The sequence below is a fragment of the Pseudomonas sp. LBUM1657 genome, from assembly GCF_059716075.1.
The window spans coordinates 1417892-1441599 of record NZ_CP166799.1; the positions used below are offsets into that span (position 1 = coordinate 1417892).

Genomic DNA, 23708 nt, shown 5'->3' on the forward strand with positions numbered 1-23708 from the left:
GAACCCGGCTCGCTTGATCCCGATCACTCTTTCCTGTGACAGCGTCAGCTTTGTCTGACACCTGTTCGCCTGCATTCTTTGCATGGAATAAAAATAATGAACCAGCCTCAGTCTGCTGTAGGGAACTGCCTCGATGTGCAGTCCTTCATCAACGCTCAACCCATTTCGCGCTACCAATGGCGAGTAGTGATCCTGTGCTTCCTGATTGTCTTCCTTGATGGCCTCGACACCGCCGCGATGGGTTTCATTGCGCCGGCCCTGTCCCAGGATTGGGGCATCGACCGCGCCAGTCTCGGCCCGGTGATGAGTGCGGCGTTGATCGGCATGGTGTTCGGCGCACTGGGTTCCGGCCCATTGGCTGACCGCTTTGGGCGAAAAGTCGTACTGGTGGGTGCGGTGCTGTTGTTCGGCGCTTTCAGCCTGGCGTCGGCCTACAGCACCAACGTCGACCAGTTGCTGGTGCTGCGTTTTCTGACCGGCCTGGGACTTGGCGCCGGAATGCCGAACGCCACGACGCTGCTGTCCGAATACACCCCGGAGCGCAAAAAATCCTTGCTGGTGACCAGCATGTTCTGTGGCTTCAACCTCGGCATGGCCGGCGGTGGATTCATCTCGGCCAAACTGATTCCGGCGTTCGGCTGGCACAGTCTGCTGCTGATCGGTGGGATTCTGCCGTTGATCCTTGCCGTCGTCCTGCTGTTCTGGCTGCCGGAATCGGCGCGTTACCTCGTAGTCCGTAATCGCGGCACCGACAAGGTGCGCAAGACCCTGGCACCGATTGATCCGCTTGTCGTGGCCCAGGCTTCCAGCTTCAGCGTGCCGGAACAGAAAACCGTGAAGGCACGCAACGTGTTCGCGGTGATCTTCTCCGGCACCTACAGCGCCGGCACCTTGTTGCTGTGGCTGACCTACTTCATGGGCCTGGTGATTGTTTACCTGTTGACCAGTTGGCTGCCGACGCTGATGCGCGACAGCGGCGCGAGCATGGAGCAGTCGGCGTTCATCGGCGCATTGTTTCAGTTCGGCGGGGTGTTGAGCGCAGTGGGGGTGGGCTGGGCGATGGACCGGTTCAATCCTCACAAGGTCATCGGCATTTTCTACCTGTTGGCCGGGGTGTTTGCCTACGCGGTAGGGCAGAGCTTGGGCAACATCACCCTTTTGGCGACCCTGGTATTGGTGGCCGGGATGTGCGTCAACGGCGCGCAATCGGCGATGCCTTCACTGGCGGCGCGGTTCTATCCGACCCAGGGCCGGGCGACAGGTGTGTCGTGGATGCTCGGGATCGGCCGCTTCGGCGCGATCCTTGGTGCTTGGATGGGCGCAACGCTGCTGGGCCTGGGCTGGAACTTCGAACAAGTGCTGACGGCGCTGGTGATTCCGGCGGCCTTGGCGACGACGGCGGTGGTGATCAAGGGCATGGTCAGTCATGCGGATGCGACCTGAGGACATGATCCCGATTTTTCAGCGCGTTCGATGGCCTCTTCGCGGGCAAGCCCGCTCCCACAGGTGATTGCGTGATTCCTGGGGAGCGAGCTTGCTCGCGAAGCTTTTTTGAGGTCGGTAGGGAGACAACAATGTGTTCGATAAACGAACACTCAGTCGATTATCGGATTGTTTGGGGTTTTTCAGGGGCTTACTCTTCAGTCATTCCGGCGCTGCGCATCGGCGCCTTTTTCTACCACTGTCGGTTCACAACAAAACGGGAGCCTGCCCCATGGCTGAAATCCTTTCGCTGCACGACGCGGTGAAGCAATTCGTTAACGACGGCGATACGGTCGCGCTCGAAGGCTTCACTCACCTGATTCCTACGGCGGCGGGTCATGAAATCATTCGCCAGGGCAAGAAAGATCTGACTCTGGTGCGGATGACGCCTGACCTGGTTTACGACCAATTGATCGGTGCCGGTTGTGCCCGCAAGCTGATTTTCTCCTGGGGCGGTAACCCGGGTGTCGGTTCGTTGCACCGTCTGCGTGATGCCGTGGAAAAACAGTGGCCGCACGCACTGGAAATCGAAGAGCACAGCCATGCCGACCTGGCCAATGCCTACGTCGCTGGCGCTTCCGGCCTACCGTTTGCGGTGCTGCGTGCCTACGCCGGTTCTGACTTGCCAAAGGTCAATCCGCTGATCAAAACCGTCACCTGCCCGTTTACCGGCGAAGTATTGGCCGCCGTGCCTTCGGTGCGCCCGGACATCACCGTGATTCACGCACAGAAAGCCGACCGTAAAGGCAACGTGCTGCTCTGGGGCATTCTCGGCGTGCAAAAAGAAGCCGCGCTCGCGGCCAAGCGTTGCATCGTTACCGTCGAAGAAATTGTCGACGACCTCAATGCACCGATGAACTCCTGTGTTCTGCCGACCTGGGCCTTGAGCGCGGTCTGCCACGTTCCTGGTGGCGCGCATCCGTCCTACGCTCACGGTTACAACGAGCGTGATAACCGTTTCTACCAGGCGTGGGACCCAATTGCCCGCGACCGTGAAACCTTCACCGCGTGGATCAACGAGTACATCCACGGCTGCGCTGACTTCAGCGAGTTCCAGGCCAAGCTGGCCGCTGCTTCGGAGGCGAAGTAATGACTTACACCACCAATGAAATGATGACCGTCGCCGCTGCCCGCCGTTTGAAAAACGGTTCGGTGTGTTTCGTGGGCATCGGCCTGCCGTCGAAAGCGGCCAACCTGGCGCGGCTGACTTCCTCGCCGGATGTAGTCCTGATCTACGAATCGGGTCCGATCGGTGCCAAGCCGAGCGTACTGCCGCTATCGATTGGTGACGGCGAGCTGGCGGAAACCGCTGACACCGTCGTCCCGACCGGTGAGATTTTTCGCTACTGGCTGCAGGGCGGGCGCATCGACGTCGGTTTCCTCGGCGCCGCGCAAGTCGACCGCTTCGGCAACATCAACACCACCGTGGTCGGTGACTACCATCTGCCAAAAGTCCGCCTGCCGGGCGCCGGTGGTGCGCCAGAGATCGCGGGCTCGGCCAAAAGCGTGTTGATCATCCTCAAGCAATCGGCGCGTTCGTTTGTCGACAAGCTCGACTTCATCACCTCGGTCGGCCATGGCGAGGGCGGTGATTCGCGCAAGCGTCTCGGCCTGCCGGGCGCCGGTCCGGTCGGCATCATCACCGACCTGTGCATCATGGAGCCGGAAGCGGACACCCATGAGTTCGTGGTCACCGCGCTGCACCCTGGCGTGACCCGCGAGCAAGTGATCGCCGCCACCGGTTGGGCGATTCGCTTCGCCGACCATGTTGAGCACACCGCCGAGCCGACCGACGTCGAGCTGACCGCGCTGCGTGATCTGGAAGCCCGCACCGCCGCAGCCCACGGCCAAGCCCCCGGAGAAGCGTGATGCGTGACGTTTATATCTGCGACGCGATTCGCACCCCCATCGGCCGTTTCGGCGGTGGCTTGTCGGCGGTTCGGGCCGACGACCTGGCCGCCGTGCCGATCAAAGCCTTGATGGCGCGCAACCCCTCGGTGGACTGGAACGCGGTAGACGAGGTGTTTCTCGGTTGCGCCAACCAGGCCGGCGAAGATAACCGCAACGTGGCGCGCATGGCGCTGCTGCTGGCGGGGCTGCCGGAAACCATTCCCGGCGTGACCCTCAATCGCCTCTGCGCTTCGGGTATGGACGCCATTGGCACGGCCTTCCGCGCCATCGCCAGTGGTGAAATGGAGCTGGCGATTGCCGGCGGCGTCGAGTCGATGTCCCGCGCCCCGTTCGTGATGGGCAAGGCCGACGCGGCGTTCTCGCGCAACATGAAACTCGAAGACACCACCATCGGCTGGCGTTTTATCAACCCGTTGATGAAAGCCCAGTACGGCGTGGATGCGATGCCGCAGACCGCCGACAACGTGGCCGACGATTACGAAGTTTCTCGCGAAGACCAGGATGCTTTCGCACTGCGCAGTCAGCAAAGGACCGCAGCCGCGCAGGCCGCAGGATTTTTCGCCGAAGAAATCGTTGAAGTGCGCATTGCCCACAAGAAAGGGGAAAGTGTCGTCAGCCAGGATGAACATCCTCGTGCGGACACGACTTTGGAAACCCTGGCCAGACTCAAACCGGTCAACGGTCCAGATAAAACCGTCACCGCCGGTAATGCTTCCGGTGTGAACGACGGTGCGGCGGCGTTGATTCTGGCCTCCGGCGAGGCGGTGAAAAAACACGGCCTGACGGCTCGCGCCAAAGTGCTGGGCATGTCCAGCGCCGGTGTCGCACCTCGGGTCATGGGCATCGGCCCGGTTCCGGCGGTGCGCAAACTGACCGAACGCCTCGGTCTGGCGGTCAGCGATTTCGACGTGATCGAACTCAACGAAGCCTTCGCCAGCCAGGGTCTGGCGGTGTTGCGTGAACTGGGGCTGGCGGACGACGCGGCCCAGGTCAACCCGAACGGGGGCGCCATTGCCTTGGGTCATCCATTGGGCATGAGCGGGGCGCGTCTGGTGCTGACGGCTTTGCATCAACTGGAAAAGACCGGCGGCAAGAAAGGTCTGGCGACCATGTGCGTGGGCGTCGGCCAAGGTCTGGCCTTGGCGATCGAACGCGTCTGACAGCCGCAGACAAATAAGAACAGAGGAAAGCGCAATGACTGACAAGCCTGGTTACCGTCGCCCCCAGGAGGGCACTCAGCCGGAATACCTGCACCCTGCCTATCAATCCACCAACCGTCGCGCGCCGTCCAAGCCGTTGGTGTTTTTGCCTCATTCGTTGTCGGAAATTACCGGCCCGACCGTCGGCGCCGAGCGCATTAAAGAGCAGGACAACGACCTGACGGCCCAGCACACGGGTGAACCGTTGGGTGAGCGCATCATCATTCATGGTCGCGTGCTGGATGAAGACGGCTTGCCGGTGCCGGGGATTCTGGTGGAGATCTGGCAGGCCAATGCCGCCGGTCGTTACAACCATGATCGTGACCTGCACGACGCGCCGCTGGACCCGAACTTCACCGGCACCGGCCGCACCGTGACCGACGCCGATGGCTGGTACCAGTTCCAGACCATCAAGCCCGGTGCGTATCCGTGGGGCAACCACCACAACGCCTGGCGCCCGGCGCATATCCATTTCTCACTGTTCGGGCCGAGTATTCTGACGCGGCTGGTCACGCAGATGTATTTCCCGGGCGACCCGCTGCTGGCCTACGACCCGATTTACAACTGCGTGCCGGATACGAGTGCCAAAGAGCGGTTGATCGCCAGTTTCGACCTGGAAAAAACCATCCCTTCCTACGCCCTCGGTTATCGCTGGGACATCGTCTTGCGCGGCCGTGAAGCCACGCCGATGGAGAAATAAGATGACGCTGAACGCGACCACGTCCCACACCGTCGGGCCGTATTACCACATTGGCCTGACCTGGCTGAACCGCGAAGACCTGACCGTCGAACAAACCCTCGGCGAGCGCGTGGCGATCACCGGTCAAGTCGTCGATGGCAATGGCGACTTCGTCAACGACGCCATGCTGGAAGTCTGGCAAGCGAACGCCGCCGGCAAGTATGACCACCCCGAAGACGACCAGGACAAGCCTCTGGACCCGAACTTCGAAGGGTTTGGCCGGGTGCCAGTGGATGCCGAAGGGCGCTTCCGTTTCACCACGATCAAGCCGGGCACGGTGGAAGGCCTGAGCGGCACGACCCAGGCGCCGCACTTGGTGGTGCTGGTGTTCGCCCGTGGGTTGGTGAAGCACTTGCTGACACGCATCTACTTTGACGGCGAGCCGGCCAACGTGGCCGATCCGCTGCTCGAATGCGTGCCAGCCGAGCGCCGCAGTACGTTGCTGGCCAAGAAGGATGCGGCGGGTGTTTACCAGTGGAATGTAATTCTGCAGGGGACGGATGCCGAGACGGTGTTTTTCGATTACTGATTGAGCGCCACAAAACCTGTGGGAGCGGCGGTGCGGCGATCCGACTTGCTCGCGAAAGCGGTGTGTCAGGCGATATTGATGTCGACTGACACGACGCCTTCGCGAGCAAGCTCGCTCCCACAGGGATTCGTATTGCTGATGTATCTGCGGAACGGGATTGTTGCAAAGTGTGTCTAGACTCTGACATTCCCCAAAGAGTGAACAACGATGACAACGACAACCCTCACCTCTCACTACACCGGTGAAGAGCGCAGCAAACGCATCTTTGCGATTGTCGGCGCCTCGTCCGGCAATCTCGTCGAATGGTTCGACTTCTACGTCTACGCCTTTTGCGCGATCTATTTCGCCCCTGCGTTTTTCCCGTCCGACAACCCAACGGTGCAACTTGTAAACACGGCCGGGGTGTTCGCCGCCGGGTTTCTGATGCGACCGATTGGCGGCTGGATCTTTGGCCGCGTCGCGGACAAGCACGGGCGCAAGAATTCGATGATGATTTCGGTGCTGATGATGTGCTTCGGCTCGTTGCTCATCGCCTGCCTGCCGACCTACAAGGACATTGGAGTCTGGGCGCCAATCATGCTGCTGTTCGCGCGCTTGCTCCAGGGCCTGTCGGTGGGTGGGGAGTACGGCACCACCGCGACCTACATGAGCGAAGTCGCGCTCAAGGGCCAGCGCGGTTTCTTCGCCTCGTTCCAGTACGTGACGTTGATCGGCGGGCAGTTGCTGGCGGTGTCGCTGGTGGTGATCCTGCAACAGTTCCTCAATGAAGACGAACTGCGCGCTTACGGCTGGCGGATTCCGTTCGTGGTCGGCGCGGCTGCCGCGGTGATTTCGTTGTTGCTGCGCCGCTCGCTCAAGGAAACCAGCAGCAAGGAAATGCGCGAAAACAAAGACGCCGGCAGCATCCTGGCGCTGTTCCGCGACCATAAAGCCGCGTTCATCACCGTGCTCGGTTACACCGCCGGTGGCTCGCTGATTTTCTACACCTTCACCACCTACATGCAGAAGTACCTGGTGAACACCGCCGGCATGCACGCCAAGACCGCCAGTTACATCATGACCGGCGCGTTGTTCCTTTATATGTGCATGCAGCCATTCTTCGGCATGCTCGCGGACAAGATCGGCCGACGTAACTCGATGCTCTGGTTCGGCGCCCTTGGTACGTTGTTCACCGTGCCGATTCTGTTGAGCCTGAAAAGCGTCACCAGTCCGTTCCTGGCGTTTGTGCTGATTACCCTGGCGCTGGCGATCGTGAGTTTCTATACCTCCATCAGCGGCCTGGTGAAAGCCGAAATGTTCCCGCCGCAGGTGCGTGCATTGGGTGTCGGCCTGGCTTACGCGGTGGCGAATGCGATCTTCGGTGGTTCGGCGGAGTATGTAGCCTTGAGCCTCAAAGCCGTGGGCATGGAAAACTCCTTCTATTGGTACGTGACGGTGATGATGGCGGTAGCGTTCCTGTTCAGCCTGCGTCTGCCGAAGCAGGCGAAGTATTTGCACCACGACCTTTGATCTTTACCCGTGGGCCTGACCGGCCCACGCCTTCAGGGATTGTTTATGAACCAGCGACCGGGCAATCAATTGTTCGATGCCTATTTCACCGCCCGCGACATGCGTGACGTGTTCTGTGATCAGGGCCGGGTTCAGGCCATGCTTGATTTCGAAGCGGCACTGGCTCGGGCCGAAGCGCGGGTCGGGTTGATTCCGCAGACGGCTGTCGCACCGATCGAAGCGGCTTGTCGGGCCGGGCATTACGATTTCGCTGCCCTCGGCGAGGCGATTGCCACGGCGGGTAATTCGGCAATTCCGCTGGTCAAGGCGCTGGGCAAGCAGATCGCAAAGAACGATGCCGAAGCCGAGCGTTATGTGCATCTGGGCGCGACCAGTCAGGACGTGATGGACAGCGGCCTGGTGCTGCAACTGCGCCACGCACTGGCGCTGATCGAAAGTGATCTGGCGCAGTTGGGGGAAACCCTGGCGACTCAGGCGTTACGCTACGTCTCCACGCCGCTGGCCGGCCGTACCTGGTTGCAACACGCGACACCAGTCACCCTCGGCATGAAGATCGCCGGTTGGCTCGGCGCGGTTACTCGCAGCCGACAGCGCCTGCGTGAACTCAAACCTCGACTGCTGGTGCTGCAATTTGGCGGTGCCTCCGGAACCCTGGCCGCCCTTGGCGAGCAGGCGATGCCCGTTGCCCACGCGCTGGCCGAGGAGCTGCAACTGAGCTTGCCCGATCAACCCTGGCACACCCAGCGTGATCGCCTCGTGGAGTTCGGCTCGGTCCTTGGATTGATCGCCGGCAGCCTCGGCAAGCTCGGTCGCGACATCAGCCTGCTGATGCAGACGGAAGCCGGCGAGGTGTTCGAACCGTCGGCGCCGGGCAAGGGCGGTTCCTCGACCATGCCGCACAAGCGCAACCCGGTGGGCGCGGCGGTGCTGATCGGTGCGGCGACTCGCGTGCCGGGGCTGCTGTCGACGCTGTTCAGCGCCATGCCGCAGGAACACGAGCGCAGCCTCGGTTTGTGGCATGCCGAGTGGGAAACCCTGCCGGAGATTTGCTGCCTGGTGTCCGGCAGCCTGCAGCAAGCGCTGCTGGTGGCGGATGGCCTGGAAGTGGATGCGGATCGCATGACCCGCAACCTCGACCTGACCCAAGGCCTGGTGCTGGCCGAAGCAGTGAGCATCGTGCTGGCGCAACGGGTCGGCCGTGATACCGCGCATCATCTGCTGGAGCAATGCTGCAAACGCGCAGTGGCCGAACAGCGCCATTTGCGAGCGGTGCTCGGCGACGAGCCGCAAGTGACCGCCGAGCTTTCCGATACCGAACTCGATCGTCTGCTGGACCCCGCCCATTATCTCGGTCAGGCCCATACCTGGGTCGAGCGAGCGGTGGCCGAACATTCTGCGTTATCTGCCTGAAGGAGATTGCTGTGGCATTCGTACAACTCGCCGAGGGCGAACTGCATTACCAACTCGATGGTCCTGCCGAGGCGCCGGTGCTGGTGCTGTCCAACTCGCTGGGCACCGACCTGCATATGTGGGACGCGCAGATTGCGGCGTTCACCGAGCATTTCCGGGTGCTGCGATTTGACACCCGGGGTCACGGCAAGTCGCTGGTGACGCCGGGCCCGTACAGCATCGAGCAACTGGGCCACGACGTGCTGGCGCTGCTGGATGCGTTGCACATTGAGCGTGCACATTTCTGTGGTTTGTCCATGGGCGGCTTGATCGGCCAGTGGCTGGGGATCAACGCCGGTCATCGATTGATCAAACTGGTGGTGTGCAACACCGCAGCGAAAATCGGCGATCCGTCGGTGTGGAACCCGCGCATCGAAACCGTGCTGCGCGACGGTTCGGCTGCCATGGTCGCCCTGCGCGATGCGTCGATTGCGCGCTGGTTCACCCCCGACTTTGCCGAAGCCAATCCGGCGGCGGCGAAGCGGATTACCGACATGCTCGCGGCCACGTCGCCTGAAGGTTATGCGGCCAATTGCGCGGCCGTGCGCGATGCCGATTTCCGCGATCAGTTGTCCTCGATCAACGTGCCGCTGCTGGTGATCGCCGGCACCGAAGACGCGGTCACGCCGCCGTCCGGTGGTCACTTTATTCGGGAGCACGTGCAGGGCGCCGAGTACGCCGAGTTCTACGCCGCGCATTTGTCCAACGTTCAGGCCGGCAGCGCGTTCAGCGAGCGGGTGCTGGCGTTTTTATCAGCTCGTTAAGGAGGTTGTTGTGGACGAGAAACAACGCTACGACGAGGGCCTGGAAGTCCGTCGCGCGGTACTCGGCGACGCCCATGTCGACCGCAGCCTGAACGCCCTGACCGAGTTCAACTCGGAGTTCCAGGAAATGATCACCCGCCACGCCTGGGGTGACATCTGGACCCGCCCTGGTCTGCCACGCCATACCCGCAGCCTGATTACCATGGCCATGCTGATCGGCATGAACCGCAACGATGAACTCAAACTGCACCTGCGTGCCGCCGCCAACAACGGCGTGACCCGTGGCGAGATCAAGGAAGTGATCATGCAAAGCGCGATCTACTGCGGCATTCCGGCGGCCAATGCGACGTTCCACCTGGCCGAGTCGGTGTGGGATGAGTTGGGGGTTGAATCGCGGGAGTAACCCCTCGGTATATCTGCGGCGACTGAACTGACGCATTCGCGGGCAAGCCCGCTCCCACAGTTGATCGGTGGTGCTCACAAATTATGTGTTCACAGCCGATCCAATGTGGGAGCGGGCTTGCTCGCGAAGGCGGTGGTGAAATTTACAACAGGCTGATCGGATAGCTGACGATCAGCCGGTTTTCGTCGAACTCGTTGTTGCTGAAGTCCCTGCGGATGGTCGAGTTGCGCCATTTCACGTTCAGGTCCTTGAACGCGCCGCTCTGTACGGTGTAGCCCAATTCGCTTTCGCGGCCCCATTCCTTGCCATCGGTGATGGTGCCAGTGTGCACGTTGTCGCCGCTGATGTAGCGGTTCATCAGGGTCAGGCCCGGTACGCCGAGGGCGATGAAGTTGTAGTCGTGGCGCAGCTGCCAGGATTTTTCTTTCGCGTTGTCATAGCTGGCGTTGTAACTGTCGTTGGCCAGGGTGCCGCCGCTGGTGCCATTGACCCGCATCCAGGCGCTGTCGCCGGTGAGCTTTTGCAGGCCGACGTAGAAGGTATGGCCGCCGTATTTTGCCGAGAACATGCCTGACCAGGTCTTGTTGTCCAACTCGCCGGCCCGGGCGCTGCCGTCATCCTTGCCGTAGAAGAAACCGAGGTTGGCGCCCAGGGTCCAGTCGCCGATGGGCTGGCTGTGCACCAGATTCACGTATTGCTGGCTGTAGATGTCCTTGAGTTCGGCGTTCCACAGGCCAATCTGGGTGCGCTTGTCGTTGAAGACGTATTCGCCGCCCTGGAAGTTGAAACGGTCGGAAGTGAACGTCGGTCTGCCGGTCATCGACATGTCGCTCATGCTGCTGTCGTCTCGCGGGCTGTTGGCGCGGAACTGGCCGCCGTAGAGCGTCAGGCCGGCGATTTCCTTCGAGGTGATCTGGCCACCACGGAAGGTTTGCGGCAGCGAACGACCATCGTCCGAACGCAGGATCGGCAACACCGGCATCCATTCACCGACCTTGACTTCGGTCTGGGACAGCTTGGCCTTGAACGCCACGTTGGTGCGACCGAAGTTGTCCGCTGGGCGGCCGTCGCTATCCAACGGCAGCAACTGCGTTCCTCCCGTGCCTTTACCGCCATCGAGTTTCACCGAGTACAACCCGAGCACATCCATGCCGAACCCGACCGTGCCCTGGGTGAACCCGGACTTGGCGTCGAGGATGAAGCTTTGTGTCCATTCTTCAGCCTTGCCCTGAGCTTTGGTCGGGTTGGTGAAGTTGCGGTTGATGTAGAAATTACGCAGGTTCAGGTTGACCTTGGCGCCTTCGACAAAACCCGATTCCTCGGCCATGGCGGGCAGGGCCGCGCCGGCCAGAGCGATGGTGATCAGGCTGGGGAAAAAATACTGCGCGGTGGAAGGCGTCATGGGCTGGGGTCTCTCTAATTCTTGGGGATGCAACGGTGCGATGCCGCAACTTGACGTCGCAGACAAAAGATTCGAATTCAAAACAAACGGGGTGGGATCAACCGGACAGGGCAGGGCGCGGGGGCATGGTGTCGAACCTGTTGTTATTGGTCTTGTGCGACGAATGGTGCGGGGAATGGACCGGATGGTTCAATTGGTAAAAGCGGGTTTTGGGCGATTATCGAACGTAAGATTGGATTGGGTTTTATGCTGACTGTGTGGGCCCCTTCGCGAGCAAGCCCGCTCCCACATTCGATCAAGTTCTTCCAGACAGAATGCGGTCGAATGTGGGAGCGGGCTTGCTCGCGAAGAGGCTGGAACTGGCAACGCACCTTTCCCTGCAGACAACAAAAAGCCCACCAAAAGGTGGGCTTCTTGTTTACAGCGCTATCAGAACAACTTCATCTTCGGCGCTTCTTCTTTCTGCGGTTCGTTTTTCGCGGTCTGTTCGTTCCAGCCACCACCGAGTGCCTTGTACAGATTGACCTGGCTGACCAGCTGCGCCAAACGATCGGTGATCAGCACCTGTTGGGCACTGAACAGCTGACGCTGGGCATCGAGGAAGGTCAGGTTGCTGTCGACACCAATGCGGTAACGACGCTCGGCCAGACGGTAGTAGTCCTGGTTGGCGGTAACGAAATCACGCTGAGCCTGCAACTGATCGGTGTAGGTCTGGCGGGCGGCCAGGCCGTCGGCGACTTCCTGGAAGGCCGTTTGAATGGACTTCTCGTAATTCGCCACGCCGATGTCTTTCTGGATCTTCGAGTAATCCAGGCTGGCGCGCAGACTGCCGGCGTTGAAAATCGGCAGGTTGATCTGCGGCTGGAACAACCAGGTCCCCGAACCGCCCTTGAACAGACCGGACAGGTCCGGGCTCAGGGAGCCGGCGTTGGCCGTCAGGCTGATGCTCGGGAAGAACGCAGCCCGTGCGGCGCCGATGTTGGCGTTGGCAGCCTTGAGGTTGTATTCGGCCTGAAGGATGTCCGGACGACGTTGCAGCAAGTCCGATGGCAGGCCGGCCGGCACTTCGCTCAGCAGATCGTCCGCCAGCGGCTTGGCGGCTTGCAGGTTGGCCGGGATGCCAGTGCCGAGCAGCAGCACCAGGCTGTTTTCATCCTGGGCGACCTGACGGGTGTAACGGGCCATTTGCGCACGGGCGTTTTCCACCGAGGTACGCGACTGGGCCAGGTCCAGGGCCGAAGCGACACCTACTTCGTTGCTGCGCGCGGTGAGCTTGAAGCTCTCCTCGAACGCACCGAGGGTGTCCTGGGTCAGTTTCAGCAACTCTTTGTCGGCCTGCCAGGTCAGGTAGGCATTGGCCACGCTGGCCACCAGGCTGATCTGGGTGCTGCGACGCCCTTCTTCAGTGGCGAAGTATTGCTGCAGCGCTTGTTCGCTCAGGCTGCGAACTCGGCCGAAGAGGTCGAGTTCATACGCACTGATGCCGACGGTGGCTGAATAGGAACTGGTGATGCCCGCTTCACCGGTCTGCGAGGCCCGAGCCGGGACTCGCTGGCGGCTGCCGGTGCCATTGGCCGATACGGCCGGGAACAGGTCGGCACGCTGGATGCGGTATTGAGCCGCGAACGCATCGATGTTCAGGGCCGCGACGCGCAGGTCACGGTTGTTTTCCAGGGCGACCTGGATCAGCTGTTGCAGCGCCGGGTCATGGAAAAACTGCTTCCAGCCTTGTTCGGCGGCAGCCTGCGCAGGCGCCTGGGCCGGCGAATACGCCGGGCCTTGCGGGTATTGGCCCGCCACCGGTGCTTCAGGCTGCTGATAATCGGGTATCAGCGAGCAGCCGCTCAACACGAACACGGCGACTGCGATGGAGAGTAGCGACTTGCTCATTAGCCAGCCTCTTTAGAAGGTTCAAGAGCGTCATCCTGGTCGACGTTTTTACGCTGACCCATGGCCGACACGGTGACGAAAAACAGCGGGACCCAGAAGATCGCCAGGACGGTGGCGGTGATCATACCGCCGATTACCACTGTACCGATGGCGTGTTGACTGCCCGAGCCGGCGCCGCTGGAAATCGCCAGGGGCACAACGCCGAGGATAAACGCCAGGGAGGTCATGATGATCGGCCGCAAACGCATACGGCAAGCCTCGATGGCAGCCTCCTGCAAGCTCTTGCCTTGTTCATGCAGATCCTTGGCGAACTCGACGATCAGAATGGCGTTTTTCGCCGCCAGACCGATGGTGGTCAACAGACCCACCAGGAAGTACACGTCGTTGGACAGACCGCGCAGGCTGGTCGCCATCAGTGCACCGATAATCCCCAGCGGCACCACGAGCACGACGGCAATCGGAATCGACCAGCTTTCATACAACGCCGCCAGACACAGGAACACCATCAGGATCGACAGCGCAAACAGCGCCGGCGCCTGGGAGCCTGCCAGTCGTTCTTCATACGACAGGCCGGTCCAGGAAATACCGACACCGGCCGGCAGTTTCTGCGCCAGGGCTTCGACTTCGGCCATGGCTTCACCCGTGGAATAACCCGGTGCCGGGGCGCCGAGGATTTCCATCGCTTCTACGCCGTTGTAACGGGACAGCTTCGGCGCACCGTAGATCCACTCACCCTTGGCGAACGCGGAGAAGGGAACCATCGTGCCGGCGCTGTTGCGCACGTACCATTTCTTGACGTCTTCAGGGCTCATGCGAGCACCCGGCTGGCCTTGCACGTAAACCTTCTTCACCCGACCGCGGTCGATGAAGTCGTTGACGTAGCTGCTGCCCAGGGCAATCGACAGGGTGTTGTTGATGTCCGCGATGGTAATGCCCAGGGCACTGGCCTTCTCGTCATCGATTTCCAGTTGGTATTGCGGTTCGTCGTTCAGACCGTTCGGACGCACCTGCGACAGCACTTTGCTCTCCGCCGCCAGGCCGAGGAACTGATTACGGGCAGCCATCAGCGCGTCGTGACCGATACCGGCACGGTCTTGCAGGAACACGTCGAAACCGGTGGCGTTACCCAGTTCCAGTACCGCCGGTGGCGCGAAGGCGAACACCATGGCGTCACGGAAGGTGAAGAAATGCTGCTGGGCCCGGGCCGCAACTTTGAACACGCTGTTGTCGGCGTTACGTTCGTCCCACGGTTTGAGCATGATGAACGCCATACCCGAACTCTGGCCACGGCCGGCGAAGTTGAAGCCGGTCACGGTAAACACCGAATTCACCGCATCGCCTTCACCGCCATCCGCGCCTGGACGCAGCAGGAATTCCCGCATCTGGTCCACGACCACCTGGGTGCGCTGGGCACTGGAACCGGCCGGTGTCTGCACCTGGGCGAAAAGAACACCCTGGTCTTCTTCAGGCAGGAACGAGGATGGAATACGCATGAACAACCAGATCATGCCGACGACGATAATCACGTAGGCCAGCAGGTACGGTGCCTTGTTGCGCAGGATATTGCCGACGCCACGTTCGTAGCTTTTCACGCTACGGTCGAAGCTGCGGTTGAACCAACCGAAGAATCCACGTTTCGGGACGCCGTGCTCACCTTTGGGAATGGGTTTGAGCATGGTGGCGCACAGCGCCGGGGTGAAGATCAGCGCCACCAGCACCGACAGGGCCATGGCCGAGACGATGGTGATCGAGAACTGCTTGTAGATCACACCGGTAGAACCCCCGAAGAACGCCATCGGCAGCAGTACCGCCGACAACACCAGGGCAATACCGACCAGCGCACCCTGGATCTGCCCCATGGATTTCCGGGTGGCCTCCTTGGGTGACAGGCCTTCTTCGCTCATGACCCGTTCGACGTTTTCCACCACGACAATGGCATCGTCCACCAGCAAGCCGATGGCCAACACCATGCCGAACATGGTCAGGGTGTTGATGCTGAAACCAAACGCCGCGAGGATGCCGAACGTACCCAGCAATACCACCGGCACGGTCATCGTGGTGATGACGGTGGCGCGGAAGTTCTGCAGGAACAGGAACATCACCAGGAACACCAGCACGACCGCTTCGACCAGGGTTTCAACCACACCCTTGATCGATTCGGTCACCACCGGCGTGGTGTCGTACGGGAACACCACTTCCATCCCTTGCGGGAAGAAAGGCTTGAGGTTGTTGATGGTGGTGCGCAGGGCTTTTGCGGTGTCGAGGGCGTTGGCACCGTTGGCCAGTTTCACCGCCAGACCGGACGCCGGGCTGCCGTTGAACTGGGCGCTGATGGCGTAGTTCTCGCCACCAAGGGCAACATCGGCCACATCACCGACGCGCACTTGCGAGCCGTCCTTGTTGACCTTGAGCAAGATCGCCTTGAACTGCTCAGCCGTTTGCAGACGGGTCTTGCCGATGATCGTCGCGTTCAGTTGCTGGCCTTGCACAGCAGGCAAGCCGCCGAGTTGACCGGACGAGACCTGGACGTTCTGCGCCGAGATGGCGGTTTTCACGTCCACCGGGGTCAGGTTGAAGTTGTTCAACTTGGCCGGATCGAGCCAGATCCGCATCGCGTACTGGGCACCGAAGACCTGGAAGTCACCGACACCGGCGGTCCGGGAGATCGGGTCCTGCATGTTCGACACGATGTAGTTGGACAGGTCGTCCTTGGACATGCTGCCGTCACGCGAGACCACGCCGATCACCATCAGGAAGTTTTTCACTGCCTTGGTCACGCGGATACCCTGTTGCTGCACTTCTTGCGGCAGCAGCGGGGTGGCCAGGTTCAGTTTGTTCTGGACCTGAACCTGCGCGGTATCGGAGTTGGTGCCCTGCTCGAAGGTCGCGGTAATGGTCATGCTGCCGTCGGAGTTACTTTCCGAGGAGACATAACGCAGGTTATCGATACCGTTGAGCTGTTGTTCGATCACTTGCACCACGGTGTCCTGCACGGTTTGTGCGGACGCGCCTGGATAAGTCACCTGGATCGCAATGGCCGGAGGCGCAATGCTCGGGTATTGGTTGATCGGGAGTTTGAGAATCGAGAGTGCCCCGACCAGCATGATCACCAGGGCTATTACCCAGGCGAAAATCGGACGGTCGATAAAAAATTTCGACATGGTTTACTCCCCTTTGCCGCTGGAAGCCTTAGTGGCTGCCTGTGCGGGGGCCGGGTTCTTTGCGCCAACATTAGTCGCTTCACTGGCCTTGACTTCGATGCCAGGTTTCACGAATTGCAGTCCTTCGGTGATCAGGCGATCGCCGGCTTTGAGGCCGTCTTCGATCAGCCACTGGCTGCCGACGGTGCGGCTGGCCTTGAGCTGACGCAGTTCAACCTTGTTGTCCGGGCCGACGACCAGTGCGGTCGGCGTGCCTTTGAGATCGCGGGTCACGCCTTGTTGCGGGGCCAGGATCGCGGCGGCGTTGACACCAGCCTGCAACTGGGCGTGAACGAACATGCCCGGCAGAAGCGTGTGGTCAGGGTTCGGGAACACGGCACGCAGGGTGACGGAACCGGTGGTCTGATCAACTGACACTTCGGAGAATTCCAACTTGCCGGGTTGCTTGTATTCGCTGCCGTCTTCGAGGGTCAGCTTGACCGCGGCTGCGGTTTCGCCAGCCTTTTGCAGGCGGCCGCTTTCCAGTTCGCGGCGCAGCTTGAGCAGATCGACCGACGACTGAGTCACGTCAACGTAGATGGGATCGAGTTGCTGAATCACCGCCATGGCATCCGCCTGGCCGCTGGTGACCAGCGCGCCTTCGGTCACGTTGGAACGACCGATACGCCCGGAAATCGGCGCGTAAACCTTGGTGTAGCGCACGTTGATCTGGGCGGTTTGCAGGGTGGCTTCCGATTGCAACCGGTTGGCCAGGGCTGTGTCGTATTCCTGACGACTCACCGCCTGTTCGTTGACCAGTTGCTTGTAGCGATCCGAGATCGACTTGGTCTGTTGCAGGTTGGCTTCAGCGCTTTTCAGGGTGGCTTCATAAACGGCCGGATCGATCTGATACAGCTGCTGGCCGGCCTTGACGTCACCGCCTTCCTTGAACTGACGCTTGAGAATGATGCCGTTGACCTGTGGGCGAACCTCGGCGATGCGGTACGCACTGGTACGGCCTGGAAGCTCGGACGTCAGGGTAAAGGCTTGAGGTTGCAGGGTTACGACGCCGACCTGAGGGGGTGGTGCGGCAGGTGCTGCCTCTTCCTTTTTGCATCCGCTGAGCAGCGATGCCAAGGCGAGGGCAGTGACCAGAGCGGTAACAGCTGGCTTGAATTGCATGAAGATCCTCGGGTCAGGCGCGCAAAATGCGCACTCGAAATGTGGAAGGGTAAAAAATGTGCGCTGAGTGGATAAGTAGCTTGCTAAGGAATATACTTACGTTCATGGTTGTTTGTAAACACCTTGGCTGCGTACCCACTTCGTTACAAAAGCCATTGAAAGGTTTGAATTGTAAGCCGGGGACGACGCCCAAGAGCGTTCGCTCCACTTTTATTCAGCGGATGTTCAGCCATCGCTGAAGCATCCTGATTGAGGTTGTACTGCCATGGTCCGTCGTACAAAAGAGGAAGCTCAAGAAACCCGCAGCCAGATACTCGAAGCGGCAGAAAAAGCCTTTTACGAGCGGGGCGTAGCCCGCACGACGCTGGCGGATATCGCTACCCTGGCCGGCGTCACTCGCGGGGCCATTTACTGGCATTTCAGCAACAAGGCGGACCTGGTGCAGGCCATGCTCGATACGTTGCAGGAGCCGCTGGATGAAATGGCCAAGGCCAGTGAGAGCGAAGACGAACTCGACCCGCTGGGGTGCATGCGCAAGCTGCTGGTTCATTTGTTTCACCAAGTTGCCTTGGACCCGAAAACCCGACGCATCAATGAGATTCTGTTTCATAAGTGCGAATTCACCGATGAAATGTGCGACCTGCGCCAACAACGCCGAGAGGTCAGCCTCGATTGCAATGTGCGGATCGCCCTGGCCCTGCGTAACGCGGTGAATCGGGGGCAATTGCCGGAAAACCTCGACACGGCCCGCGCGGCCATCAGCCTGCATGCTTACATCGATGGCATCCTGTATCAGTGGTTGTTGGCTCCGGACAGTTTTGAACTGCACACCGAAGCCGAGCGTTGGGTCGATACAGGGTTGGATCTGCTGCGCTTCAGCCCCAGCCTGCGCAAATGAAACAACATGCGTATAGGGTCCGGTCATGTCAACACTTGAGCCAGGGGCGAAATCCCTTTTTCGCGCTCGTTGTTGCAATGGGGTGCTTTTATATACGTGCGACGGCCAGGTTGATAGGTAGTGAACTACAGTATTTTGTAGGGATTTTGTTTCGCAACGTGAAGGTGTGTTAACCAATCCCGGCGCAACAAAAAGCCCCGGCTCTTTCGAGTCGGGGCTTTTGCGTTTCAACGGATGATGCTTACAACATGGGGTAGTCGATATAGCCGACCGGCCCCTTGGCGTAGAACAGTTCAGGACGCGCCTCGTTAAGCGGCGCGTCGGCCTTCAAGCGCGCAGGCAAGTCCGGGTTGGCAATGAACGGCACGCCGAAGGCGACTGCGTCGGCCTTGCCGCTGGCCAGCCAGGCGTTGGCGCTGTCCTTGGTGAAACGTTCGTTGGCAATGTACGGGCCGCCGAAGGCTTCCTTGAGTTGTGGGCCGAGGCTGTCACCGCCTTCTTTCTCGCGTGAGCAGATGAAGGCGATGCCACGTTTGCCCAGTTCGCGAGCGACGTAGGTAAACGTCTCGGACAGGTTGTCGTCGCCCATGTCATGCAAGTCCGCGCGTGGTGACAGATGCACGCCAACGCGGCCGGCGCCCCAGACTTCGATCGCGGCATCGGTCACTTCCAGCAGCAGGCGAGCACGGTTTTCCAGGGAGCCGCCGTAGTTGTCGGTGCGCAGGTTGGTGCTGCTTTGCAGGAACTGGTCGAGCAGGTAACCGTTGGCGCCGTGGATTTCCACGCCGTCGAAACCGGCGGCCTTGGCGTTCTCGGCACCGGTGCGATACGCGTCGACGATGTCGGCGATTTCAGCGGTTTCCAGGGCGCGCGGGGTTGGGTAGTCGGCCAGTGGACGAACCAGGCTGACGTGGCCTTTTTGCTGGATGGCGCTCGGTGCGACCGGCGCTTCACCGTTCAGGTACAACCCGTGGGAAACCCGGCCGACGTGCCACAATTGCAGGAAGATCTTGCCGCCCGCGCCGTGGATCGCTTTGGTCACGTTGCTCCAGCCACGCACTTGGTCGTTGGACCAGATGCCCGGAGTGTCCGGGTAGCCGACGCCCATCGGCGTGACCGAAGTGGCCTCGCTGAGGATCAGGCCGGCAGAGGCGCGCTGCACGTAGTACTCGGCCATCAGCGCGTTCGGCACACGGCCTTCGTCGGCGCGGCAGCGAGTCAGTGGAGCCATGATGATGCGGTTGGCCAACTCGAGGTCGCCCAGTTTGATCGGATCAAAAATAGTCGTCATGAAATACAACCCTCGTTAAAGATCAGTGAGTAGCAGGGGCCAGTTCGGCATTGCCGCCCTGACGGAAAGTAATCAGGGTCACCAGCAGGGCGAGTACCGCCAGTACAGCGGCTGCGAGCGGCACGCTGGTCAAGCCGAAGCCATGGGCGATGACGCTGCCGCCGACCCAGGCACCGAGTGCGTTGCCGACGTTGAAAGCGCCGATATTCAGGGTCGATACCAGGTTCGGTGCCGCTTTGCCGAAGGTCACCACATTGACTTGCAGGGCAGGGACGGCGGCAAAACACGCGGTGGCCCAGAGGAACAGGGTGATTTCGGTGGGGATCACGGCAACGCTGGTCCAGGTCAGCACGGTGGAAACCACTGCCATGGTGATGAACACGCCGATCAGCGTCGCCGCCATGCCTTTGTCGGCCAGCTTGCCGCCGATGATGTTGCCGACTGTCAGGCCCAGGCCGATGAGCATCAGGGTCCAGGTGACGCCGCGCGGCGAGACACCCGTGACCTCGCCCAACAGCGGCGCGACATAGGTGAACAAGGTGAAGACCGAGGCGGCGAACAATGCAGTCATGCTGAGCGACAGCCAGATCCCGGCGCCTTTGAGGGCGCGCAGTTCGGCGCGCATGTCGAGTTTTTCTTCATCACGCTTGGCCGGCAGGAAGCGGATCAGGCCGATCAGCGCGATCACACCGATCACGGTCACTGCCCAGAAGGTCGAACGCCAGCCGGCTTGTTGACCGAGCGCGGTGCCCAGCGGCACACCGAGGACGTTGGCCAGGGTCAGACCGGTGAACATCAGGGCCACGGCCGAGGCGCGTTTGTTGGCTGGCACGAGGCCGGCCGCCGCCACCGAACCGATACCGAAGAATGCGCCGTGGCAAAGAGCCGTCACCACACGGGCGAACATCAGCACGTTGTAGTCACTGGCCAGTGCGCAAAGCAGGTTGCCGATGATGAAAATCCCCATCAACGCTACTAATGCAGCCTTGTGCGGCAGTCTGGCGGTGGCCAGTGCCATGAACGGCGCACCGATGGCCACGCCCAGGGCGTAACCGGTCACCAGCCAGCCGGCGCCAGGGATTGACACACCGAGGTCGGCCGCCACATCGGGCAACAGGCCCATGATGACGAATTCGGTGGTGCCGATGGCGAAGGCGCTCAAGGCCAATATGAGTAGCGAGAGGGGCATTGTTTAATTCCTTGTCGGAGCGCTGAGCTCCTTGACGATGGCGTCGAGGAACGCCTGAATCACGTCCTCGTTGCGCTTGAAGAAGTGCCATTGACCGGCCTTCTGGCTGCTGATCAGTCCCGCACGTTGCAAAGTCGCCAAGTGAGCGGACACGGTCGACTGCGACAGGCCGCAGCGTTGATCGATCTGTCCGGCGCAAATGCCGTACTCGTGGTTGTGGAGTTGTTCCGGGAACTGGGTTTTCGGGTCTTTCAGCCAGATGAGAATGTCTCGGCGTACTGGGTGAGCCAGGGCTTTTATTATTTCGTCGAGGTCAAGGGTCATGGTTTGGGCTCGTGATGAGTAAAACGCTATATCGCGATGAGGCGAACTTTAAATCGGTACTTCGCGATATACCAATATGATTTTGGTCTGACGACCGGATAAATCGGTATATCGGGTTATAACGATATGTGATTGTAAAGATACAAAGGTGCAGTGCTAAGCTGCGCCCATGAACTATCTCGCACATCTGCACCTCGGTGGCCAGCGCCCCGGTCAATTGCTCGGCAGTCTGTATGGCGATTTCGTCAAAGGGCGGCTGCAAGGGCAGTTCGAACCGGAAATCGAAGCGGCCATCCAGCTGCATCGCAGCATCGACGTGTTTACCGACCGCCATCCGTTGGTGGATGTCTCGTTGTCGCGGTTTTCCCTGACGCGCAGGCGTTATGCCGGGATTGTGCTCGACGTGTTTTTCGATCACTGCCTGGCCCGGGACTGGACGCTGTACTCGGATCGACCGCTTGAACAGTTCACCACGGATGTGTACCGGGTGCTGTCCACGGAGCCACAGCTGCCGGAACGCCTGGCGCGAATTGCGCCGCACATGGTGGCCAACGACTGGTTGGGTTCTTACCGGGAATTCGCGGTGCTGGAGCAGGTACTGGGGGGGATTTCTCGCCGGTTGACCCGGCCAGAGGAATTGGCGGCGGCGATGCAGGAATTGCGGGTGTTGTATGAACCGTTGAGCGAGGATTTTCGGTTGTTTTATCCGCAGTTGCAGACGTTCGCTGCAACGCCGCGAATCTAATGTGGGAGCGGGCTTGCTCGCGAAAGCGGTCTGTCAGTCACCATTGATTCTGGCTGATACACCGCTTTCGCGAGCAAGCCCGCTCCCACAGGGAAATGTGTTTAAGCTGCAATCGCCGGACGCATTGGCGCTTGCTGTGTTTCCGGAATCGCGCCAAACAACGCCTTCTGCACCGCTTGCTGCGCGTCGAACGCCAGTGCGGCACGTTCGCGACCTTCACAAGCGATCGGCTTGAGCAGATGAATCTCCACCTCACCCCGATCATTGGCGAACAGGCGCATCAGGTGCGAGAGCAAATCATCATCGCCAATGAACGGCGCCAGTGAATCGAGTTCACCGTCACGCAGATAACGAATCGCCACCGGTTGCAGCGCCACTTCCGAATCGATCGCCGCTGACAGCAAGCGCCCATGAAAGGTGCGCAACGAACGGCCGTCGGTGGTGGTGCCTTCCGGGAACATCAGCAGCGGATGTTCCTGCTCCAGATGGCGGGTCATCTGTTTGCGGATCAACTGGCTGTCGCCCGACCCGCGACGGATGAACAGGCTGCCGGCCTTCGCCGCCAACCAGCCCGCTACCGGCCAGGTGCGCACTTCGGCCTTGGACAGGAACGACAGCGGCGTGAGCATGCCCAGCAGCGGGATGTCGGTCCAGGACACGTGGTTGCTGACCCACAGCATCGGCGTCTTCGGCAATTCACCACGCACCGTCACGCGAAAGGGCAGGGCATTGCTCAGGCGTGCCATGAAAAATCGCGACCAGCGCTGGCGTCGGACCATCGAATGGGCAATCCCCAAGCGTTCGAACAGCCCGAACACACCGGCCATGGTCAAGCCCAGCGCAACGACGAAAAGCACTCGCGCAATCCGCGCGTACACCCGCAAACGGCTCATACGGCCGCCTTGAAGTGTTTGGCATAACGCGGGCAGAGTTCGTCGCGCTTGAGCAGGATGAACACATCGGCGACCTGGAAGTCTTCATCCCAGCACGGCTCGCCGCAGATCTTCGCACCCAGGCGCATGTAGGCCTTGAGCAGCGGTGGCATTTCGGCGATGACGTTGGACGGGATGTCGAGGGTCGGTAGCGGTGTTTTCGGTTCCGCCCGCAGGTGTTCGGTGCACAAGTAGCGTTCGCGCAGGCGCTGCATGATTGCGTGAGCCTGGATCCCGCCGTCCTGCATCGGGATGCTCGCGCACCCCATCAAATAGCTGTAGCCACCCTGGTTCAGCACGTCGGCCAGTTCACCCCAGAGCACGGCGATGGTGCCGCCATTGCGGTAGGCCGGGTCGACGCAGGTGCGGCCGATTTCCAGGATCGGGCCTTTGAGGTGGACCAGGCCATGCAGGCTGAATTCTTCTTCGCTGTAGAACTTGCCCAGGCTGCTGGCCGCCGTGTGATCGAGCAAACGGGTGGTCGCCACCAGCCTCCCGGTGTTCAAGTCACGCACGCCGATGTGGGCGCAGTGAACATCATAGTCGTCCATGTCCAGACCCAGCTCCGCGCCTTTCAGTTTGGCGTTGAATTCGCCGCTGAACACGTTGAAGCGCAGGGCCTGGGCTTCCTGCAAGGCCTCGGCGCCCACCAGGCGTTCGGCTTGCAGGCGGCGTTCGTTGCCGGTGTCGCTGATGCGGGCGATCTGAGTCATTGCGAATCTCCGTGCGG

The 23708-nt window shown here is 60.7% G+C and carries 21 protein-coding genes; 12 read left to right on the forward strand and 9 right to left on the reverse strand.

Translation table 11 applies throughout. From position 1 onward, the window contains the following. The first annotated feature begins 96 nt into the window (after window positions 1-96). The 10 genes from pcaK (at window position 97) to pcaC (ending at window position 9985) form a co-directional block, all read left to right on the forward strand. Window positions 97-1443 (forward strand): 4-hydroxybenzoate transporter PcaK, encoded by a 1347-nt coding sequence (gene pcaK / locus ACA055_RS06365; RefSeq protein WP_497682851.1) that lies wholly within the window; start codon window positions 97-99, stop codon window positions 1441-1443. 271 nt (window positions 1444-1714) lie between these two features. Further along, entirely contained in the window at window positions 1715-2572 is an 858-nt protein-coding gene (locus ACA055_RS06370) for a CoA transferase subunit A (RefSeq protein ID WP_149417863.1), read from the forward strand. Beyond that, window positions 2572-3351, forward strand: a complete 780-nt coding sequence (locus tag ACA055_RS06375; RefSeq protein WP_497682852.1) for a CoA-transferase subunit beta — start codon at window positions 2572-2574, stop codon at window positions 3349-3351. The genes ACA055_RS06370 and ACA055_RS06375 overlap by 1 nt, the downstream gene beginning before the upstream one ends. Then, window positions 3348-4553 carry a 3-oxoadipyl-CoA thiolase gene (gene pcaF, locus ACA055_RS06380; RefSeq protein WP_497682853.1) on the forward strand — a complete coding sequence of 402 codons (1206 nt, stop codon included), beginning with the start codon at window positions 3348-3350 and terminating at the stop codon, window positions 4551-4553. Before ACA055_RS06375 ends, pcaF begins: the two co-directional genes overlap by 4 nt. A gap of 34 nt (window positions 4554-4587) precedes the next feature. Beyond that, window positions 4588-5292: a protocatechuate 3,4-dioxygenase subunit beta gene (pcaH, locus tag ACA055_RS06385; RefSeq protein ID WP_497682854.1), complete on the forward strand. Its 705-nt coding sequence runs from the start codon at window positions 4588-4590 to the stop codon at window positions 5290-5292. Window position 5293: 1 nt separating this feature from the next. Then, window positions 5294-5860, forward strand: coding sequence for a protocatechuate 3,4-dioxygenase subunit alpha (pcaG, locus tag ACA055_RS06390; protein ID WP_497682855.1), 567 nt, complete (start codon window positions 5294-5296; stop codon window positions 5858-5860). A 207-nt stretch (window positions 5861-6067) separates the two neighbouring features. Further along, entirely contained in the window at window positions 6068-7369 is a 1302-nt protein-coding gene (locus ACA055_RS06395; RefSeq protein ID WP_497682856.1) for an MFS family transporter, read from the forward strand. Between the two features lie 45 nt (window positions 7370-7414). Beyond that, the gene (locus ACA055_RS06400; RefSeq protein WP_497682857.1) at window positions 7415-8779 is read left to right on the forward strand and encodes a 3-carboxy-cis,cis-muconate cycloisomerase; all 1365 of its coding nucleotides are present in this window, start codon (window positions 7415-7417) and stop codon (window positions 8777-8779) included. 11 nt (window positions 8780-8790) lie between these two features. Continuing rightward, on the forward strand, window positions 8791-9582 hold the full coding sequence (pcaD, locus tag ACA055_RS06405; protein WP_497682858.1) for a 3-oxoadipate enol-lactonase: 792 nt from the start codon (window positions 8791-8793) through the stop codon (window positions 9580-9582). A gap of 10 nt (window positions 9583-9592) precedes the next feature. Continuing rightward, window positions 9593-9985 carry a 4-carboxymuconolactone decarboxylase gene (gene pcaC / locus ACA055_RS06410; protein ID WP_497682859.1) on the forward strand — a complete coding sequence of 131 codons (393 nt, stop codon included), beginning with the start codon at window positions 9593-9595 and terminating at the stop codon, window positions 9983-9985. A 142-nt stretch (window positions 9986-10127) separates the two neighbouring features. Here the strand turns inward: pcaC and ACA055_RS06415 are convergent, their stop codons facing one another. From ACA055_RS06415 to ACA055_RS06430, 4 genes are all read right to left on the reverse strand, one after another. Then, window positions 10128-11387, reverse strand: coding sequence for an OprD family porin (locus ACA055_RS06415; RefSeq protein WP_497682860.1), 1260 nt, complete (start codon window positions 11385-11387; stop codon window positions 10128-10130). A gap of 429 nt (window positions 11388-11816) precedes the next feature. Then, window positions 11817-13277 carry an efflux RND transporter outer membrane subunit EmhC gene (emhC, locus tag ACA055_RS06420; RefSeq protein WP_497682861.1) on the reverse strand — a complete coding sequence of 487 codons (1461 nt, stop codon included), beginning with the start codon at window positions 13275-13277 and terminating at the stop codon, window positions 11817-11819. Beyond that, on the reverse strand, window positions 13277-16438 hold the full coding sequence (gene emhB / locus ACA055_RS06425; protein ID WP_497682862.1) for an efflux RND transporter permease subunit EmhB: 3162 nt from the start codon (window positions 16436-16438) through the stop codon (window positions 13277-13279). The genes emhC and emhB overlap by 1 nt, the downstream gene beginning before the upstream one ends. A 3-nt stretch (window positions 16439-16441) precedes the next feature. Continuing rightward, complete coding sequence (locus ACA055_RS06430) at window positions 16442-17599, reverse strand: efflux RND transporter periplasmic adaptor subunit (protein ID WP_497682863.1); 1158 nt, start codon at window positions 17597-17599, stop codon at window positions 16442-16444. A gap of 265 nt (window positions 17600-17864) precedes the next feature. Between ACA055_RS06430 and emhR the strand changes: the two genes are divergently transcribed. Then, window positions 17865-18497 carry an efflux system transcriptional repressor EmhR gene (emhR, locus tag ACA055_RS06435; protein WP_497682864.1) on the forward strand — a complete coding sequence of 211 codons (633 nt, stop codon included), beginning with the start codon at window positions 17865-17867 and terminating at the stop codon, window positions 18495-18497. A 241-nt stretch (window positions 18498-18738) separates the two neighbouring features. Here the strand turns inward: emhR and ACA055_RS06440 are convergent, their stop codons facing one another. The 3 genes from ACA055_RS06440 to ACA055_RS06450 are packed head-to-tail and all read right to left on the reverse strand — an operon-like array spanning window position 18739 to window position 21301. Continuing rightward, window positions 18739-19788, reverse strand: coding sequence for an alkene reductase (locus ACA055_RS06440; RefSeq protein WP_497682865.1), 1050 nt, complete (start codon window positions 19786-19788; stop codon window positions 18739-18741). Between the two features lie 22 nt (window positions 19789-19810). Further along, the gene (locus tag ACA055_RS06445) at window positions 19811-20977 is read right to left on the reverse strand and encodes an MFS transporter (protein ID WP_497682866.1); all 1167 of its coding nucleotides are present in this window, start codon (window positions 20975-20977) and stop codon (window positions 19811-19813) included. Between the two features lie 3 nt (window positions 20978-20980). Beyond that, a complete protein-coding gene (locus ACA055_RS06450; RefSeq protein ID WP_497682867.1) occupies window positions 20981-21301 on the reverse strand; it encodes an ArsR/SmtB family transcription factor in 321 nt (106 codons plus the stop codon). 169 nt (window positions 21302-21470) lie between these two features. Here ACA055_RS06450 and ACA055_RS06455 point away from each other — a divergent pair, with 169 nt between their 5' ends. Beyond that, on the forward strand, window positions 21471-22046 hold the full coding sequence (locus ACA055_RS06455; protein ID WP_497682868.1) for an acyl carrier protein phosphodiesterase: 576 nt from the start codon (window positions 21471-21473) through the stop codon (window positions 22044-22046). A 101-nt stretch (window positions 22047-22147) separates the two neighbouring features. On the opposite strand, the gene ACA055_RS06460 is transcribed toward ACA055_RS06455, so the two are convergent. Both ACA055_RS06460 and olsB read right to left on the reverse strand, forming a co-directional pair. Beyond that, a complete protein-coding gene (locus ACA055_RS06460) occupies window positions 22148-22939 on the reverse strand; it encodes a lysophospholipid acyltransferase family protein (protein WP_497682869.1) in 792 nt (263 codons plus the stop codon). Beyond that, on the reverse strand, window positions 22936-23691 hold the full coding sequence (olsB, locus tag ACA055_RS06465) for an L-ornithine N(alpha)-acyltransferase (RefSeq protein ID WP_497682870.1): 756 nt from the start codon (window positions 23689-23691) through the stop codon (window positions 22936-22938). The genes ACA055_RS06460 and olsB overlap by 4 nt, the downstream gene beginning before the upstream one ends. Between the last annotated feature and the right edge of the window lie 17 nt (window positions 23692-23708).